The organism is Mesorhizobium sp. M0317, from assembly GCF_040321555.1.
Taxonomy (GTDB): Bacteria; Pseudomonadota; Alphaproteobacteria; order Rhizobiales; family Rhizobiaceae; genus Mesorhizobium.
In genome coordinates this window covers 1-16,989 of the sequence record NZ_JAMYRV010000062.1, presented here as the reverse complement: position 1 = coordinate 16,989, position 16,989 = coordinate 1, and the positions used below count along the sequence as shown (strand labels likewise).

The 16,989-nt window shown below is 64.1% G+C and carries 19 protein-coding genes; 15 read left to right on the top strand and 4 right to left on the bottom strand.

Features of this window, described 5'->3' with window-relative positions; genetic code table 11:
* Positions 1–138: 138 nt before the first annotated feature.
* Positions 139–1,056, bottom strand: coding sequence for a pca operon transcription factor PcaQ (gene pcaQ / locus NKI88_RS29465; RefSeq protein ID WP_023685275.1), 918 nt, complete (start codon positions 1,054–1,056; stop codon positions 139–141).
* A gap of 92 nt (positions 1,057–1,148) precedes the next feature.
* On the opposite strand from pcaQ, the gene pcaD reads away from it, so the two are divergent.
* From pcaD to pobA, 6 genes are read left to right on the top strand one after another with little or no spacing between them, the layout of a single operon-like run.
* On the top strand, positions 1,149–1,958 hold the full coding sequence (gene pcaD / locus NKI88_RS29460; protein WP_023712113.1) for a 3-oxoadipate enol-lactonase: 810 nt from the start codon (positions 1,149–1,151) through the stop codon (positions 1,956–1,958).
* Positions 1,951–2,364: a 4-carboxymuconolactone decarboxylase gene (pcaC, locus tag NKI88_RS29455; RefSeq protein ID WP_023668153.1), complete on the top strand. Its 414-nt coding sequence runs from the start codon at positions 1,951–1,953 to the stop codon at positions 2,362–2,364. Before pcaD ends, pcaC begins: the two co-directional genes overlap by 8 nt.
* Complete coding sequence (gene pcaH / locus NKI88_RS29450) at positions 2,354–3,109, top strand: protocatechuate 3,4-dioxygenase subunit beta (protein WP_352658947.1); 756 nt, start codon at positions 2,354–2,356, stop codon at positions 3,107–3,109. The genes pcaC and pcaH overlap by 11 nt, the downstream gene beginning before the upstream one ends.
* The gene (gene pcaG / locus NKI88_RS29445; protein ID WP_023696239.1) at positions 3,109–3,723 is read left to right on the top strand and encodes a protocatechuate 3,4-dioxygenase subunit alpha; all 615 of its coding nucleotides are present in this window, start codon (positions 3,109–3,111) and stop codon (positions 3,721–3,723) included. Before pcaH ends, pcaG begins: the two co-directional genes overlap by 1 nt.
* A 12-nt stretch (positions 3,724–3,735) precedes the next feature.
* On the top strand, positions 3,736–4,788 hold the full coding sequence (locus NKI88_RS29440; RefSeq protein WP_352658945.1) for a 3-carboxy-cis,cis-muconate cycloisomerase: 1,053 nt from the start codon (positions 3,736–3,738) through the stop codon (positions 4,786–4,788).
* Positions 4,788–5,960 carry a 4-hydroxybenzoate 3-monooxygenase gene (gene pobA, locus NKI88_RS29435; RefSeq protein ID WP_352658943.1) on the top strand — a complete coding sequence of 391 codons (1,173 nt, stop codon included), beginning with the start codon at positions 4,788–4,790 and terminating at the stop codon, positions 5,958–5,960. The genes NKI88_RS29440 and pobA overlap by 1 nt, the downstream gene beginning before the upstream one ends.
* A 13-nt stretch (positions 5,961–5,973) precedes the next feature.
* On the opposite strand, the gene pcaF is transcribed toward pobA, so the two are convergent.
* The 3 genes from pcaF to NKI88_RS29420 are packed head-to-tail and all read right to left on the bottom strand — an operon-like array spanning position 5,974 to position 8,823.
* A complete protein-coding gene (gene pcaF, locus NKI88_RS29430) occupies positions 5,974–7,179 on the bottom strand; it encodes a 3-oxoadipyl-CoA thiolase (RefSeq protein WP_352658941.1) in 1,206 nt (401 codons plus the stop codon).
* A 1-nt stretch (position 7,180) separates the two neighbouring features.
* On the bottom strand, positions 7,181–7,969 hold the full coding sequence (locus tag NKI88_RS29425; RefSeq protein ID WP_352658939.1) for a CoA-transferase subunit beta: 789 nt from the start codon (positions 7,967–7,969) through the stop codon (positions 7,181–7,183).
* Positions 7,966–8,823 carry a CoA transferase subunit A gene (locus NKI88_RS29420; protein WP_023685266.1) on the bottom strand — a complete coding sequence of 286 codons (858 nt, stop codon included), beginning with the start codon at positions 8,821–8,823 and terminating at the stop codon, positions 7,966–7,968. The genes NKI88_RS29425 and NKI88_RS29420 overlap by 4 nt, the downstream gene beginning before the upstream one ends.
* A 116-nt stretch (positions 8,824–8,939) precedes the next feature.
* On the opposite strand from NKI88_RS29420, the gene NKI88_RS29415 reads away from it, so the two are divergent.
* The 9 genes from NKI88_RS29415 to NKI88_RS29375 form a co-directional block, all read left to right on the top strand.
* A complete protein-coding gene (locus NKI88_RS29415; RefSeq protein ID WP_023690763.1) occupies positions 8,940–9,710 on the top strand; it encodes an IclR family transcriptional regulator domain-containing protein in 771 nt (256 codons plus the stop codon).
* Between the two features lie 203 nt (positions 9,711–9,913).
* A complete protein-coding gene (locus tag NKI88_RS29410) occupies positions 9,914–10,639 on the top strand; it encodes a GntR family transcriptional regulator (RefSeq protein ID WP_352658937.1) in 726 nt (241 codons plus the stop codon).
* Between the two features lie 3 nt (positions 10,640–10,642).
* Positions 10,643–11,677: an ADP-ribosylglycohydrolase family protein gene (locus NKI88_RS29405; RefSeq protein WP_352658935.1), complete on the top strand. Its 1,035-nt coding sequence runs from the start codon at positions 10,643–10,645 to the stop codon at positions 11,675–11,677.
* Complete coding sequence (locus NKI88_RS29400) at positions 11,674–12,648, top strand: PfkB family carbohydrate kinase (protein WP_352658933.1); 975 nt, start codon at positions 11,674–11,676, stop codon at positions 12,646–12,648. The genes NKI88_RS29405 and NKI88_RS29400 overlap by 4 nt, the downstream gene beginning before the upstream one ends.
* A gap of 33 nt (positions 12,649–12,681) precedes the next feature.
* The gene (locus NKI88_RS29395; RefSeq protein ID WP_352658931.1) at positions 12,682–13,743 is read left to right on the top strand and encodes an ABC transporter substrate-binding protein; all 1,062 of its coding nucleotides are present in this window, start codon (positions 12,682–12,684) and stop codon (positions 13,741–13,743) included.
* Positions 13,744–13,812: 69 nt separating this feature from the next.
* Positions 13,813–14,682: an ABC transporter permease gene (locus tag NKI88_RS29390; RefSeq protein ID WP_023702159.1), complete on the top strand. Its 870-nt coding sequence runs from the start codon at positions 13,813–13,815 to the stop codon at positions 14,680–14,682.
* Positions 14,682–15,470 carry an ABC transporter permease gene (locus NKI88_RS29385; RefSeq protein WP_023687933.1) on the top strand — a complete coding sequence of 263 codons (789 nt, stop codon included), beginning with the start codon at positions 14,682–14,684 and terminating at the stop codon, positions 15,468–15,470. The genes NKI88_RS29390 and NKI88_RS29385 overlap by 1 nt, the downstream gene beginning before the upstream one ends.
* On the top strand, positions 15,470–16,534 hold the full coding sequence (locus tag NKI88_RS29380; RefSeq protein WP_352658928.1) for an ABC transporter ATP-binding protein: 1,065 nt from the start codon (positions 15,470–15,472) through the stop codon (positions 16,532–16,534). The genes NKI88_RS29385 and NKI88_RS29380 overlap by 1 nt, the downstream gene beginning before the upstream one ends.
* Before the next feature lie 101 nt (positions 16,535–16,635).
* Positions 16,636–16,989: Gfo/Idh/MocA family protein (locus NKI88_RS29375; protein ID WP_352658926.1), on the top strand; the 354-nt coding region annotated here is incomplete at its 3' end.

The following is a 16,989-nucleotide window of genomic DNA, read 5'->3' as shown; positions in this document are numbered from 1 at the left end:
GCACGATTTCGATCCTCCCATGGTCACAGTGCCCTAGGTGTTTGGTTTGGTAAAATGATATTTTGCGGTGTTTCGTTAACCAACAGGTTATGGAAATACGGCTGAAGGCCCGCTCTGCGCCAGATTGGCGAAAGGTGCTCAGGCGTTCTGGCTGGCCGCCTCGCGAATGGTCTGCAGCAGGATGGTGAAGGCCGGCGAAGGCGCAGTGTCGGTCCGCATCGTCAGGCCGACCGGCCCTTTGGTTTCCTCGGTGTTGACGGGCAAGGCGACGAAGGCGCCGCTGGAGAGTTCGTTGGCGACGACGCCTGTCGATATGATCCAGACCGCGTTGCTTTGGCGCAGGAAGGCACGGCCGAAGGAATCCGAGACGGTCTCGATCTCGGTCGCAGGCGCCGTCATGCCGTTGGTGATGAACAGGCGGTCGACGAACGGGCGGATGACCGATTCCCGCGTCGGCATCAGCACCGGAAATTCATCGAGCCGGGCGAAGATGTCCTGGCCCGGCTGCAGCAGCGGATGGCCGGCCCTCACCACGAACAGCACCGGTTCGGAATAGAGATGCTCGAAGAAGAAGCCGGTCATGTTTTCCGGCGCCGCAAGCCGGCCGACGACGAGATCGAGCGCACCGACGCGCAACTGTTCCAGCAGGACCGCGTTCTCGCCGGTGACGATCTTGATCGCAGCACCGGTATTTTCACTCAGGAACAGGCTTATGGCGCGTGGCATCACCTTGGCCGACACTGTCGGGAGCGCCCCGATGCGGATCGGATGCCGGTTGATGGCGCCGTCCTGGCGGACGGAATCGACGCCGCGCTTCAGTGCCGTGATCGCCGTGCCGGCATGGCCGAGAAAGATTTCGCCAAGCCGCGTCACCCTGATGCCGCGGCCGTCGCGTTCGACGACAGCGATGCCAAGCGCCTCCTCCAGTTCGCGCAGCGTCTTGGTCACGGCCGGTGGGCTGACATGGAGAAAGTCGGCTGCCCTCGCCACGCTGCCTTGCCGCGCTACCTCAAGGAATGCCTGCAGGTGACGGAACCTTATGCGGCTTTCGGACATGTTCTCATAACCTAGCAGTTAACGAAACGGCGTAAAATATCATTTTACCAAACCAAATGCCTTGTGCAATGTGAACACGGAGGATCGAAATCGTGCCATTCGTCAACATTGGCGGCATCACGCTGCACCATCGCCATATCAAGGCGAAGGGAAATGCGCGGCCGATCGTGTTCATCAATTCGCTGGGCACCGACTTCCGCATCTGGGACGAGGTGTTGTCCGAACTGGGTGGCGAAATGCCTGTGTTGGTCTACGACAAGCGCGGCCATGGCCTGTCCGACATTGGTGGCGTCAGCTCGATCGACGAGCATGTCGATGATCTGTCGGGCCTGATCGATCATTTCGAACTGAACAATGCGGTGCTGTGCGGCCTGTCGGTGGGCGGCCTGATTGCGCAAGGGTTTTATGCCCGGCGCCCCGAAATCGTCGACGGCCTCATCCTGTGCGACACCGCCCACAAGATTGGCACGGCCGACAGCTGGAACACCCGCATCGAAACGGTCGAAAGCAAAGGCATCCAGGCCATCGCCGATGCCGTGCTCAAAATGTGGTTTACGCCTGCCTTCCACGCGGACCGTGTCGCCGAGCTCGACGGCTACTGGAACATGATGACCCGGCAAGCCGTCGCCGGCTATGTCGGCACCTGCGCCGCGGTGCGCGATGCCGATTTTACCGAGGCTGCGCAGGCGATCGCGGTGCCCACGCTTTGCGTCGTTGGCGACCAGGACGGCTCGACGCCGCCGGATCTCGTCCGCTGGCTGGCCGATCTGATCCCAGGCGCACATTTCGAAATCATTCGTGACGCCGCGCACATCCCTTGCGTCGAACAGCCCGAGGCGCTGACCACCCTGATCCGCGATTTCGTCGCGGCGCTTCCCCTGAGAAAGCAGACCCATGGATGAACTGCCCAAAAACGAAACCAGATACCGAACCGGGCTGACCGTCAGGCGCTCGGTGCTCGGCGACCCGCATGTCGATCGCAGCGAGGATGCCGTCACCGATTTCGACCGGCCGTTCCAGGAGCTGATCACCGAGGCAGCCTGGGGCACTGTGTGGGCGCGTCCGGGCTTCAGCAGGCGCGAACGCTCGATCGTGACGCTGGCACTGCTGGCCGCCCTTGGCCATGATGAAGAGGTCGCCATGCATGTGCGCGCCACCGCCAACACCGGTGCGTCGCGCGACGATATCTGCGAAGCGTTCCTGCATGTCGCGATCTATGCCGGCGTGCCGGCCGCCAACCGCGCCTTCAGGATCGCCAAGGAGGTGTTTTCGGAAATGGACGGAAGCAGGGCTGGCCATGCCAGCTGATGCCGGCTCGAACCGCAGGCCCGAGAGCGGCGCCTTCTTCCAGCGCGACCGCGGCTGGCATCCGCCGGCGCTGACGCCCGACTACAAGACGTCAGTGCTGCGCTCGCCGCAAAAGGCGCTGCTGGCCTTCGACAACACGGCTTCGGAAATCACCGGTCCGGTGTTCGGCCACGCCATGCTGGGCGAACTCGACAATGACCTGATCCACAATTTCGCAAAGCCCGGAGAGAGCGCCATCGGCGAGCGTATCATCGTCTATGGCCGCGTGCTCGACGAGCGCGGCCAGGGCGTCTCAGGCGCGCTGCTCGAATTCTGGCAGGCCAATTCAGGCGGCCGCTACCGCCACAAGAAGGACGGCTATCTCGCGCCGCTCGATCCGAATTTCGGCGGCTGCGGCCGCACCATCACCGATGCCGATGGCGGTTATGCCTTTCGCACGGTGAAGCCAGGTCCCTATCCCTGGCCGAACGGGCCCAATGACTGGCGGCCGTCGCACATCCATTTCTCGGTGTTCGGCCACGGCTTCGCACAGCGGCTGATCACGCAGATGTATTTCGAGGGCGACCCGCTGATCTGGCGATGCCCGATCGTGCGCGGCATCCGCGACAGGGCGGCGATCGAGACGCTGGTCGCCGCGCTCGATATGCAGGCGACAATCCCCTTCGACGCGCGCGCCTACAAGTTCGACATCGTGCTGCGCGGACGCCGTGCCGCGCTGTTCGAAAACCGGCCGGAGGGCAATTGATGGCGCAATCGCTGACCCGGCTGAAGGAGAGCCCGTCGCAGACCGCCGGGCCCTACGTGCATATCGGGCTGACGCCGAATTTCGGTGGTATCGGCGGCGTCTACCCGACAGACTTGGGCGCCACGATGCTCAACGACAACGCCAAGGGCGACCGCGTTGGTTTGCGCATTCGCGTGCTCGACGGCACCGGCACGCCGCTCAGGGATGCCTTGATCGAAATCTGGCAAGCGGATGCCAATGGCTTCTACAATTCGCCGGCCGAATTGCGCGGCGATGCCGATCCGGATTTTCAGGGCTGGGGCCGTCAGCCGACCGACATGGAAACCGGCCTGTGCAGTTTTCAGACGATCAAGCCGGGACGCGTGCCGTATGGCGACGGGCGGCTGATGGCGCCGCATATCAGCTTGTGGATCGTCGCGCGCGGCATCAATATCGGCCTACATACGCGGCTCTATTTCTCAGACGAGGCCAAGGCCAATGCCGAGGATCCGATCCTGGCCCGCATCGAGCACAAGGTGCGAGTGCCGACGCTGATCGCCGAGCGGCAAGGCGACAACTATATTTTCGACGTCCATCTCCAGGGGGAGAAGGAAACGGTCTTCTTCGACAGCTAGGAGACCAATGACATGACCGTATCGCCCTTCGACCATCCGCTGCTCTCCGGCCTGCTCGGCGACGAGGAGGCGGCTCGGCATTTTTCGGTGGATGCGGAAATCGCCGCCATGCTCGATTTCGAGCGCGCGCTGGCGCAAGCGGAAGCCGAAAGCGGGATTATCGGCACGGATGCCGCCGCGGCGATTATACCTGTCCTGTTGTCATACAAGCCGGACACCGCGCGGCTGCGGGGCGGTGTGGCGAAGGATGGCGTGATCGTGCCCGAACTGGTGCGCCAGTTGAAGGCAGCGGTCGGCGCGCCGCACGACGCCGGCGTGCATTTCGGCGCAACCAGCCAGGACGTCATCGACACTGGCCTGGTGCTTCGGCTGCGCCGGCTCATTGAACATCTCGACCTGCTGCTGACTGAAAACATTCTGCGGCTGGTGGGGCTGGAAGAACGTTTTGGCAGCCGTGCATTGACAGCGATGACGCGCATGCAGCCGGCGATCCCAATTCAGGCGTCGGATCGCGTGGTGGTGTGGCGCACGCCGCTGCAACGGCATCAGCAGAGACTGTCGGAGCAATCCAAGCGTCTGGTCGTGGTGCAGTTTGGCGGCGCCGCCGGCACGCTGGAGAAGCTGGGCGACAATGGACCTGCCGTGCGCGCGGCCCTTGCCGCAAAGCTCGGCCTTGGCGACGCGCCGCAATGGCACAGCCAGCGGGATGCGCTGGCCGAATTCGCCGGGCTGCTATCGCTCATCACCGGCAGCCTCGGCAAGTTCGGCCAGGACGTTGCGCTGATGGCGCAAGGTGGAACCGACATCAAGCTGTCCAGCGGCGGCGGCTCGTCGGCCATGCCGCACAAGCAGAACCCGGTGAAGGCGGAAGTGCTGGTGACGCTGGCGCGCTTCAACGCCACCCAGCTTTCCGGCATCCACCAGGCGCTGGTGCATGAGCAGGAGCGCTCCGGTGCTGCCTGGACGCTGGAATGGCTGCTCTTGCCGCAGATGGCGGTTGCGACCGCGGCCGCGCTACGGCTCGCCGCGGAACTCGCCGGACAGATCGAAAGCCTGGGACACTGATGCGCACCCGGATTGTCATTGTCGGCTCCGGACCGTCCGGGCTGCTGCTCGGCCAGCTTCTCGGCACCATTGGCGTCGAGACGGTGATCCTCGAACGTTCGAGCCGGGGGCATGTGCTTGGCCGGGTGCGGGCAGGGGTGCTCGAACAAGGCACCGTCGAGTTGCTCGAAGAGGCGGGCGCAGCTGCAAGGCTGCATGCCGAGGGCCTACTGCATGCCGGCATCTCGCTTGCGTTCGGCGGCGGCCTGCACCGGCTCGACCTCACGGCACTGACCGGCGGAAAGCATGTCACCGTCTATGGTCAGACCGAAGTGACGCACGATCTGATGGACAAGCGCGAGGCGGCCGGGCTGACCACCGTCTATGAGGCGGCCAACGTCGCGCTGCATGGTTTCGATGGCGAAGCGCCCTACGTCACCTACGACAAGGACGGCGTCAGCCATCGCATCGACTGCGACTTCATCGCCGGCTGCGATGGCTATCACGGCGTCAGCCGCAAATCGGCGCCTGGGCGGGCGCTGAAAACCTTCGAGCGGACCTATCCCTTCGGCTGGCTCGGCGTGCTGGCCGAAGTGCCGCCGGCCGATCACGAACTGGTCTACGCCAACCATGAGCGGGGCTTTGCGCTGTGCTCGATGCGGTCGACGCATCGCAGCCGCTACTATGTGCAGGTCCCCGCTGACGAACAGGTCGAGTCCTGGAGCGACGATCGCTTCTGGGACGAGTTGCGCAGTCGCCTGCCGGAACAGACCGCAGCCGCGGTCGTTACCGGCCCGTCCTTCGAAAAATCAATCGCGCCGCTGCGCTCCTTCGTCGCCGAGCCGATGCGCTTCGGCCGGCTGTTCCTGGTCGGCGACGCCGCCCATATCGTGCCGCCGACGGGCGCCAAGGGGCTCAACCTCGCCGCCAGCGATGTGCGCTATCTCTTTGCCGGGCTTCGCGAATTCTATCTGGACAAATCACCAAGCGGGCTCGACGCTTATTCAGCCAAGGCGCTGGCCAGAGTGTGGAAGGCGGTGCGCTTCTCCTGGTGGATGACGACGATGCTGCACCGCTTTCCCGATACGGGCGAGTTCGGCCAGCGCATCCAGGAAGCCGAGCTCGACTATCTCGTGCATTCGCAAGCGGCGTCGACCGCGCTGGCTGAAAACTATGTCGGTTTGCCCTATTAAGGGCGGTGCAAACTCAAACCCGTTCGAGCGCCACCGCGATGCCCTGGCCGACGCCGATGCACATGGTGGCGAGCGCATAGCGGGCGCTGCGCTCGCGCAGTTCCAGTGCCGCGGTGCCAGTGATACGCGCGCCCGACATGCCCAAGGGATGACCAAGCGCGATGGCGCCGCCATTCGGATTGACGTGCTCCGCGTCCTCGGCAATGCCGAGTTGGCGGAGCACGGCGATGCCTTGGGAGGCGCAGGCTTCGTTGAGCTCGATGACATCAAATTGCTGCGGTGTCAGGCCGAGGCGAGCGCAGAGCTTTTGTGTCGCCGGGGCAGGGCCGATGCCCATGATGCGCGGCGCCACGCCGGCAGCAGCGCCACCGAGGACGCGTGCGATCGGCGCCAGGCCATATTTCTTCACAGCCGCTTCGGAGGCGATGATCAGCGCCGCGGCGCCGTCATTGACGCCGGACGCGTTGCCGGCGGTGACGGTGCCGCCCTCGCGGAACGGCGTCGGCAATTTGGCCAGCGACTCGACCGTGGTGCCGGCGCGGGGATGCTCATCCTTCGATACGATAATCGCATCGCCCTTTTTCTGTGGGATCGTCACCGGGGCGATCTCCTTCGCCAGCCGGCCATTGGCCTGTGCCGCGACAGCCTTGTCCTGGCTGCGCACGGCAAACGCATCCTGATCGGCGCGCGACACCTGGAAGTCCTCGGCGACGTTCTCGCCGGTCTCCGGCATGGAATCGACGCCATATTGTTTCTTCATCAGCGGGTTGATGAAGCGCCAGCCAATCGTGGTGTCATGGATCTCGGCATGGCGTGAAAAGGCGGTCTCGGCCTTGGGCATGACGAAGGGCGCGCGGCTCATCGATTCGACGCCGCCGGCGATCATCAACTCGGCTTCGCCCGCCTTGATGGCGCGGGCGGCAATTGTGAGCGCATCCATGCCGGAACCGCAGAGGCGATTGACGGTCGAGCCTGAAATTTCCTTCGGCAGTCCGGCCAGGAGCAGCGACATGCGGGCTACATTGCGGTTGTCCTCGCCGGCCTGATTGGCGCAGCCATAGACGACGTCGTCGACAGCCTGCCAGTCGATGCCGGCATTGCGCTCGACCAGCGCCTTCAGCGGGATGGCGCCAAGATCGTCGGCCCGCACCGACGACAGCGAGCCGCCGAAACGGCCGATCGGGGTGCGGATGTAATCGCAGATGAATGCCTCGGTCATGTCATGCGGCCTTTTCTTTTCCGCTTCCCTCATGCGCCGCCTTGGTGCGGGCCTGCAGGTCGCGCAATGTCGTCAGCTCGAGTTCCGTCGGCGCCGGCGTTTCGTCAAGCGCCTCGGCGAACTTTACGATCCAGCCACAGCTGTCCTGCACCTGCTGCCGCGTTGCGCCGGGGTGCAACGACACCACGGTGAATTCCTTGCTCACCGGATCTGGCTTCCAGATGGCAAGGTCGGTGATCAGCAGCGTCGGCCCTGATGTCTCGATGCCGAGGCGCTGGCGATGGTCGCCGCCATCGCCATGGCCGAAGGAGGTGAAGAAGTCGATCTTCTCGACCATGCCGCGCTTGGACTGCGCCTTGGTGATGTAGATCTCCTTCGACGAGGTGGCGATCTCCGGCGCGCCGCCGCCGCCGGGCAGGCGGGTCTTGGGATGCGCATAGTCGCCGATGATAGTGGTGTTGATGTTGCCGAACTTGTCGAGCTGGGCGGCACCGAGGAAACCGATCGAAATGCGGCCGCCCTGCAGCCAGTAACGAAACATCTCCGGCACCGAGACGGTCGTGACGGCGGTGTCGCAAAGTTCGCCGTCACCGATCGACAGCGGCAAAACATCGGGCGCGGTGCCGATGGTGCCGCTTTCATAGATCAGCGTGATGTCGGGCGCATGCGTCAGTCGCGCGACGTTGCAGGCGGCCGACGGCGCGCCAATGCCGACGAAGCAGACATCGTCGTTTTTCAGGGCTCGGCTGGCGGCAATCGTCATCATCTCATTGGGAGTAAAGCCGCTCATGCCGCGCTCCTCAGATGCTTTACGCGGCCGGCGAAATCGTCCGCCGTGCGCTCGAGGACATTGGCCTGCATCCAGGTCTGGAATTTTTCACGGTCGGCGGCGATGTCGTCCCATTCGAGATAGGCGGCGTTGTCCCTGGCATAGTAGCCGTGCGTGTAGGAGGGATGCGAACCGCCTGATACCACCGAGATCGCAGCGATGGTCCAGCGCGGCAGCACGGTGAGGTTGGGATGCAGGTCGTCGAAATTGTCGACGACTTCCTCTACCGTCACCACGGCGCGCTTGGCCGCGAGCACCGCTTCCTTCTGGATGCCGATAATGCCTTCGACCAGCACATTGCCTTTTTTGTCGGCCTTCTGAGCGTGGATGAAGGTCACGTCCGGTCGGATGGAAGGAACGGCGGCAAGCACCTCGCCGGTGAACGGGCAGGTGACCGAGCGGATGTTGGGATTGACTGCCGCCAGCCCGGCGCCGCGATAGCCGCGGAACACCGCGCAAGGCAGGCCGGCAGCTCCCGCCTCGTAGGCGTTGGCCATGCCGGCATGGCTGTGCTCCTCGATCTCGATCGACCGGGGGAAGCCGTTCTCGATGGCGTCGCGGGCGCGGCGCAGCAGGCCGACGCCGGGATTGCCGACATAGGAGAAGATGATCTTCTTGGCCATGCCCATGCCGATCATCTGGTCGTAGATCAGGTCGGGGGTCATGCGGATGAGCGTCAGGTCGCGAAAGCCCTGGCGGATGGCCTCATGCGCCGCCGCCGTCGGGATCAGATGCGTGAAGCCTTCGAAGGCGACCGTATCGCCATCATGCAGGTTCTCAGCCACGGCCTGTTTGAGCGGCAGGAAATTGACCATCGCCAAGAACTCCGAAGTTGAAAAAGTTCGTATTGCGAACATTTGTTTTGTATGAGATATTTTTACATCGCGCCGCCGAGACGAGTCAAGGCGACGCATTGTCTTGCGGAGGCCGCATGGAGGACAAGGCAAAGACGCGCGACCATGTCGGCTCGCTGGAGCGCGGCCTTGCAGTCATGGAGATACTGGCCCGGCATCCGGCCGGGATGACGCTGACCGAAATGGCGGAGGAGGCGGGGCTGACCCGCGCCGGCGCGCGTCGCTTCCTGCTGACGCTGACCGCCACCGGCTATGCCACGCAATCCGGCCGGCAGTTTTCGCTGTCGCCGCGCCTGCTCGCCATCGTGCGCTCTTGGCTCGGCGGCGCCTCGCTGTGGACATTCGCGGCATCCATCATGCGCGACGTCGCGGGCCAATTCGACGAGGCCTGTAACGCGGCGGTGCTGTCGGGCGAGGAAGTCGTCTATGTCGCGCGCATTCCTGGCCGCCGCATCCTCAGCGTTTCGCTCGATGTCGGCACCAGGCTGCCGGCGCATTGCACCTCGATGGGGCGCGTCCTGCTTGCGGGGCTGGGCGCGGATGAGCTGAAGGCCTTGCTTGCAGAGGCGAGGATCGAACGGCGCACGCCGAAGACGATCACCAGCCGCGCCGCGCTGGCCAAGGCCATCGACGCGGCGAGAGCGGATGGCTTTGCCGTCGTCGATGAAGAGTTGGAACTTGGCCTGCGCTCGATAGCGGTGCCGATCTATGACCGCGCCGGCAAGACCGTGGCGGCGATCAACGTCTCGACGCAGTCGGCGCGGTTCTCCGTCGAGGCGATGGAGCGGGATATCCTGCCAGCGCTGCGGACGGCCAAGCAACGGATTGAGGAATTTTTCTTCGTGTGAGCGCAAGGCTAATCGCCTGAGGGAAGCGCTGCCCCCGCTCTGTCTCGGGACGGGACGCCCTGCGCGGTTAGCGTCGCCATGCGAACAAACGATGCCCGGGGCACCTGAGCACAATGCATATGCGTGAATCTAAATATCGTTGACGTCGCCCTTCAACTCCAATATCGAACAGGACTATACAGGTTTATTGAACAGGTACCCATATGAGGCGGCGCGCGGTTCAACTTTCTCCCGGCACGGGCAAGCCCGAGCAGATCGCCACCGTTCTCGAACATGAGATCCGCTCCGGCGTGCTTGGCTTCGGCGACCGCCTGCAAAGCGAGAACGAACTCGTCCAGCGCTTTTCCGTCAGCCGCAACACGGTCCGCAAGGGCCTCGAGGAGTTGTCCAGCCGTGGGCTGATCACGACCAAGGTCGGCATCGGCTCCTTCGTCACTTTCGACGGCAAGCCGGTCGATGACAGCATTGGCTGGTCGCGGGCGCTGGCCAATGCCGGCGCCAATGCCGAGACGCGGACGCTGCGGCTTGAAGTGATCGAGGATGCCGATCTTGCCGCGCTGCTTGGCATCGAAAGCCCGTTCTTCATCGCCGTCGACCGGGTGCGCACCAATGCCAGTGACGGCCATGCGATCTCCATCGAACGCAGCCGCCTGCCGCTGTCGCCCGAACTGGAGGACGTGCCGCTGCGCGGTCTGCGCGAAGGCTCGCTGCACCAGACGCTGCGCGCCGCCGGTCTCATTCCAGACCATGGCGAGGAATGGGTCGGCATCGAGATGCTCAACGCCGAAGACGCCGCCATTCTCGGCTGCCCGCAAGGCACGCCGTTCCTGCGCGGACGCCGGCTGACGCGTGCGGCTGACGACCGGCCGATCGAATATGTAACCAGCCTGCTCAACCCGGCGCATTTCGCGCTGCATATGAGGTTTTGAGCGATGCCAAACAGCACCAACACCATTCTCGATCGCGCCATGGGCGCGCTTGTCGGCGGGGCGCTGGGCGATGCGCTCGGCATGCCGACGCAGCTTCTGTCGCCGGCCCGCATTGCCGAACTTTACGGCCATGTCGAGGATTTCGTGGCGCCCTTCGCCGACCATCCGGTGTCGAAGGGGCTCGTGGCCGGCACCGTCACCGACGACACCGAACAGGCGCTGCTGCTCGGCCGCATTCTGGTCGAATCCGGCGACCGCTTCGACCATGCGCGCTGGGTCAACGCGCTGCTCGACTGGGAGCGCGAGGTCAAGGCGCGCGGCAGCTACGATCTGCTGGGACCGTCGACCAAACGCGCCATCGACGCCATCAATGACGGCGTGCCGGCGGAAGAGGCGGGAAGCCGGGGCGACACCAATGGCGCGGCCATGCGCATCGCGCCGGTCGGAATCATGATGCCGCTGGAACCGCTCGACGCTTTCGTCGCCAAGGTGGCCGAAACTTGCCGTGCCACGCACAACACCTCGATCGCCATCGCTTCGGCCGCAGCAGTTGCCGCCGCCGCCAGCCACGGCGTCGCCGGTGGCGACTGGCGTGCCGCTTCCGACAGCGCGGTAGCAGCCGCGCGGCGAGGCGCCCGGCTCGGACATTGGGTGACTGGTGGCGATATCGCCGCGCGTATCGCCTGGGCGCAGGAGCTCGTGCGCGGCAAGACCATGCGGGATGCGATCGGGCTCATCACCGATCTCGTCGGCACCGGTGTGGCCAGCCAGGAGTCCGTGCCGGCAGCTTTCGCCGTGCTTGAAGTCGCGCAGGGCGATCCGTGGCAAGCGGCAATCATCAGCGCCAATCTCGGCGGCGACACCGACACGATCGGCGCGATTGCCTCAGGCATGGCCGGCGCCTGCGTCGGCTTTTCGCAACTGCCGCAACAACACATCGCCAGGCTCGTCGGCATAGATATGGCGGAGGTGCGCTCGCTTGCCGAAGACCTCCTCGCGGCGCGCACGGCAAAGGCCAGCAAGGATGCCGCGGCATGAGTGGGCGTCTGGTCCATATCGGCAGCGCCGTCGTCGACTATGTCTACCGCATCGACGCCTTGCCGGCCCCGGGCTGCGAGAAGACCGCGTCGAGCTTTGCGCAGGTCGCCGGCGGCGGCTTCAACATGATGGTCGCGGCCAGCCGCACCGGCATGACGGTGGTGTTCGGCGGCCAGCTCGGCAGCGGACCGAATGGCGATTTTTTGCGCGCCGCATTTGCGGCCGAAGGCATCACAACGCTGACGTCGCCATCGCCGGTCATGGACAGCGGCAATTGCGTCGCCATGATCTCCGGAGATGCCGAGCGCACCTTCGTGTCGTGGCCCGGTGCGGAGAGCATTCTCAGCCTCGAGATGATGAGGCCCGTGGTGGTCGCGCCTGATGATTGGGTGTTCACGTCAGGCTATACGCTGAGCTATTCCGGCAGCCGCGACGCGCTGACCGACTGGATCGAGGCACTGCCAGAAAACATTCCCTTCGTTTTCGATCCAACGCCGGTCATCGCGGATATCCCACGTCCCATCCTGTCGCGGGTGCTTGCCCGTACGACATGGCTGAGCTGCAACATGACGGAAGCGGTCGAGATCGCTGGGCAAGGCGGTGTCGAGGCACTCGCCGCCCGGCTGCTCGCCGACCACTGCCCAAAGGCCGAAGGCGTCGTCATCCGCGCCGGCGCCAAGGGGTGTTTCGTGCGGTTGGTCAACGGCGAGACGCAGACCATTGCCGGCTTCAAGGTCGATGCCATCGACACCAATGGCGCCGGCGACACCCATATCGGCGGTTTCGTCAGTGCATTGTCACGCGGCGTGCCTCCCTTCGAGGCGGCGCGCTATGCCAATGCGGCGGCAGCACTTTCGGTCACCCGCCATGGCGGGTCATCGGCGCCGACCGACAGCGAGATCCAGACTTTCCTGAGCCAGGCCGCGACGGGCGCGCCAGGCCAGAACCAGAAGGCCCATCAGACAGCCTGACCCGCCAAGCGGGCAAACAAGAGAGGAACGAACATGCGCATGCCAAGACTGACTGCCCTGCTGACGGCGGCCGCCGTCATAACCTCCGCGCTCACGCTGGCCGCCAGTGCCGCCGAAGTGCATGTGCTCAACTGGAAGGGCTACGGCGCCGACGAGCCGTGGGCGATCGAAGCCTTCGAAAAGGCGACCGGCAACAAGGTCGTGAACGACTTCTTCAATTCCGAACAGGAAATGCTGACCAAGATCCGCACCAATCCGGGCCTCTATGACGTGGTCATGATCAACGCCGCCTTCAACGATCAGGCGATGGCCGAAAAGCTGATCCAGCCGATCGATGTCTCGAAGCTGCCGAACTATGCCGATATCAGCAAGGACAAGGCCGGGTCGCCGATGCTAAGCCATGACGGCAAGGTCTATGGCGTGCCGTGGGTGTGGGGGCTGACGGCGCTCGCCATCAACGAAAAATCCTTCGACAAGCCGCCGACCTCGATCGCCGAAATGTGGGACCCAGCGCATAAGGGCCGGGTCGTCATTCGCGACGACGCTGTCGAAGCGGTGCAGTTCGGCGCCATCGCCACCGGCCAGAACATCAACGACATCAAGGATATGGAAGCAGTTAAGGCGAAGCTGACCTCGCTGATGCCGCAGATCAAGACTTTCTGGAGCTCGGAGAACGACTGGAACCAGATGGTCGCCTCCAACCAGATCGACATCGGCACCTATTGGAGCGGCTCGGCCGACCGCGCCAAGACGCATTTCAAGCTGCCGGTCTCGCTGGTGGTTCCGCAGGAAGGCGCCGTCGCCTGGCTCGACGCCTTCTCGATCCCGGTGGGCTCGAAGAATGTCGAGGGTGCGCAGGCCTTCATCAACTGGATGATCGATCCGAAATTCTATGTCGAATGGGTCACCAAGGTCGGCGCGCCGGTGTCGGCCAACACCAAGGCCGTGGAAGCGCTGCCTGAAGACTCCTTCAACCGCAAGGTGATGGGCGATCCCGAGGTGGCCAAGCGCATCCAGTTCCAGGCGCCGATCACCGACGCGCAGCGCGAGGCCTATCTGGCGCTGTGGCAGCAGCTCAAGGTCGACGTGAAGTAACGCTCACGTCGGGACCAGCCGGCGGTTCGCGCCGGCTGGCCCTTCAATCCTGGGGAGGAGGGTATCATCATGGCAGTACAGGGTGCGGTCGCGTCGCGCAGCGGGCTGAGATCGGCCCTGCCGCTGCTGGCGCCGGCCTATCTCTGGCTGACGGTGGCGATCTTCCTGCCGCTCTCGGCCATGGTATTCTTCTCCTTCATGACCGACCTGCCGCTGTCGGGAAAGCCGTGGGCGTTCACCCTTGGCAATTACGCCGCCTTCTTCTCGCAGAGCCTGTACCTGACGCTGCTGCTCGCTTCGCTGCGGCTCGGCCTCGAAGTGACTTTGTGGTGCGTCGTCATCGGCTACCCCGCCGCCTATGTGCTGGCCAAGGTGCTGAAGGGGCGCAGCCGCGAGGCGATCTTCCTGCTGGTCATCCTGCCGTTCTGGTCGAACGGGCTGGTGCGCATCTTCTCCTGGGCGATGGTGCTGCGCGAGGGCGGCATCCTCGACACGGCGCTCAATGCCGTGCTGCCGTTCAAGATCAACATCGACCTGATGTATTCCTATCCCGCAATCATCATCGGCCTGGTGCACTCCTACGTGCCCTATATGGTGCTGACCTGCTATCTCACGCTGCAGGCAATCGACGACTCGCTGATCGAGGCCGGGCGCTCGCTCGGCGCCTCGCGGCTGCAGGTGCTGAAGCGGGTGATCATCCCGCTGTCTATGCCCGGCCTGGTGGCAGGTGCGGCACTGATCTTCGTGCCGGTCGTCGGCTCGTTCATGGAGCCGCGCATTCTCGGCGGTCGCACCGGCACCTTCTACGGCACGGTGATCGAAGACCAGTTCGTCGCCGTGTTCAACTGGCCGCTTGGTGCGGCATTGTCGTTCATCCTGCTCGCCGTCGTGCTGGTCATCCTCGCAGTTGCCTCGCCGGTGCTGAAGAGGGCCGCGTGATGAAGACCACCCGCATCCTCCAAGGGCTGGGCCGGTTTTACATCTTCCTGCTGCTCGCCTTCCTCTATCTGCCGATCATCATCATGGCGCTGATGTCGTTCAACGTCTCGCCCTTCTACCAATTGCCGTTCGAATGGACGACGGAATGGTATGCCTCGCTCTGGCAGAACGACCAGCTGATCGCGGCCACCTGGAACAGCCTCGAGATCGCGGTCATCACCACGCTCATCTCAGTGGTCCTTGGCTCGGCCGCTTCGCTAGCGCTGTTCCGCTATGATTTCCGCGGCAAGAAAGTGCTGCAGGCGCTGCTGTTTCCGCCAATCGCCATTCCGTGGCTGATCACCGGCACGGCGATGCTGATCTTCTTCTTCGGCGTCGGCATTGGCCGCGGCCTGTTCGCCATCCTGCTCGGCCATGTGGCGCTGGCGCTGCCCTATGTCATCGTCGTCGTCTCGGCCCGGCTGCAGACTTTTGCACCGGAGCTGGAAGAGGCGGCGCGCTCGCTCGGCGCCAACCAGTGGCAAGTGACGAGGCGTGTGACGCTGCCGTGGATCATGCCCGGCGTCATTGCCGGCGGCTTGTTCGCATTTGCCGTGTCGTTCGACCAGTTCGTCGTCTCCTACTTCCTGGCGACGCCGGGCCAGACGACGCTGCCGGTCGAAATCTACGCCGCGATCCGCAAGGGGTTCACGCCCGAGATCAACGCGGTCTCGACCATCATCATCGTCGTGTCGATGGCGCTGATGCTGCTCACGGCGCGCTTCTTCAAATTCGGCGGAGAGAAATAATGGCCGGCGTGCAGGTATCGAACGTCTCCCGCAGTTTTGGCGCGCACAAGGCGCTGGACGACGTCTCCATCGATTTCGCCGATGGCGGTTTCTATGGGCTGCTTGGCCCCTCGGGCAGCGGCAAGACCACGCTGCTGCGCCAGATCGCCGGCTTCGACTTTCCCGATACTGGCCGCATCACCATTGGCGGTGAGAGTGTGGAACGCGTGCCGGTCGAAAAGCGACGCATCGGCATGGTGTTCCAGAACTATGCGCTGTTTCCCAATATGAGCGTCGCCGATAATGTCGCCTTCGGCCTGTCGGTGCGCGGCGAAACGAAAGCGACGATCGCCACTGAAGTGCAGCGCGCGCTCGATCTCGTCCAACTCGGCAAGCTCGGCGAGCGCCGCCCGCACCAGCTCTCCGGTGGCCAACGCCAGCGTGTGGCGCTGGCACGCGCCATCGTCACCAAGCCGCGCGTGCTCCTGCTCGACGAGCCGCTCGGCGCGCTCGACAAGGCGCTGCGCGTCGACATGCAGATCGAGCTGAAGCGCATCCAGCGCGAGATCGGCATCACCACCATCTTCGTCACCCACGACCAGGAAGAGGCGCTGACGATGAGCGACCGCATCGGCATATTGCGCGACGGCAAGCTCGTGCAGGAAGGGCCGCCGGAGGAAATCTACGACCGGCCGAAGAGCGAATTCGCCGCCACCTTCCTTGGCGACGCGAACATTTTTCGTGGCGATGCGACCGGCGACGGCATCCGCCTGCCTGACGGCACGGCGATTGCCGCCGGGGTGGGTGATCGGCTTGCCGCCGGCACAAAGGCCAGCTGCGCCGTGCGACCCGAACGCATTCGTATCGCCACCGATGCCGGGGCATCGAGCTGCAATGCCAACACGCTGAAGGGGCAAGTCTCCAAGCGCATCTTCGCCGGCAACAACAGCACCTATTTCGTCGAGCGCGCCGGCCAGACGTTGAAAGTCATCGTCCAGAATACCGGCAGTGACCGGCTGGCCGAGGGCCAGAATGTAATGCTCAGCTGGTCGCCGGAAAGCACTGTGCTGATTGCCGCAAACTAGTTCGCACCGTCACCCCGGCATCGTTCTGATGGGAATTGATGGAGCGGACCTTGGCTGATCGACGGGCCATGGCGTTATATCCGTCCTCCAGGGAGGAATGGATGGCAGGCCAGGGTTTCGAGCCGGATGTGAGGGTTCGCACCAGCGAATACCGGATCGGTTGCATCGGCGCCGGCATGATCATGGCCGAATGCCATCTTGCCGCCTATGCGCAGGCCGGTTTCCCAGTCGTCGCCATCGCTTCGCGCACCAAGGCCAGTGCCGAGAAGGTAGCTGCACGCTGGAGCATTCCGACCGTCCACGACACACCGGAACAACTGATCGAGAATCCCGAGATCGAGATCGTCGACCTGGCGTTTCCGCCCGATCTGCAGCCGGCGCTGATCCGCCATGCGCTGAAGCAGCCTCACATCAAGGCGATCCTGGCGCAGAAGCCACTGGCGCTGTCGGTCGAT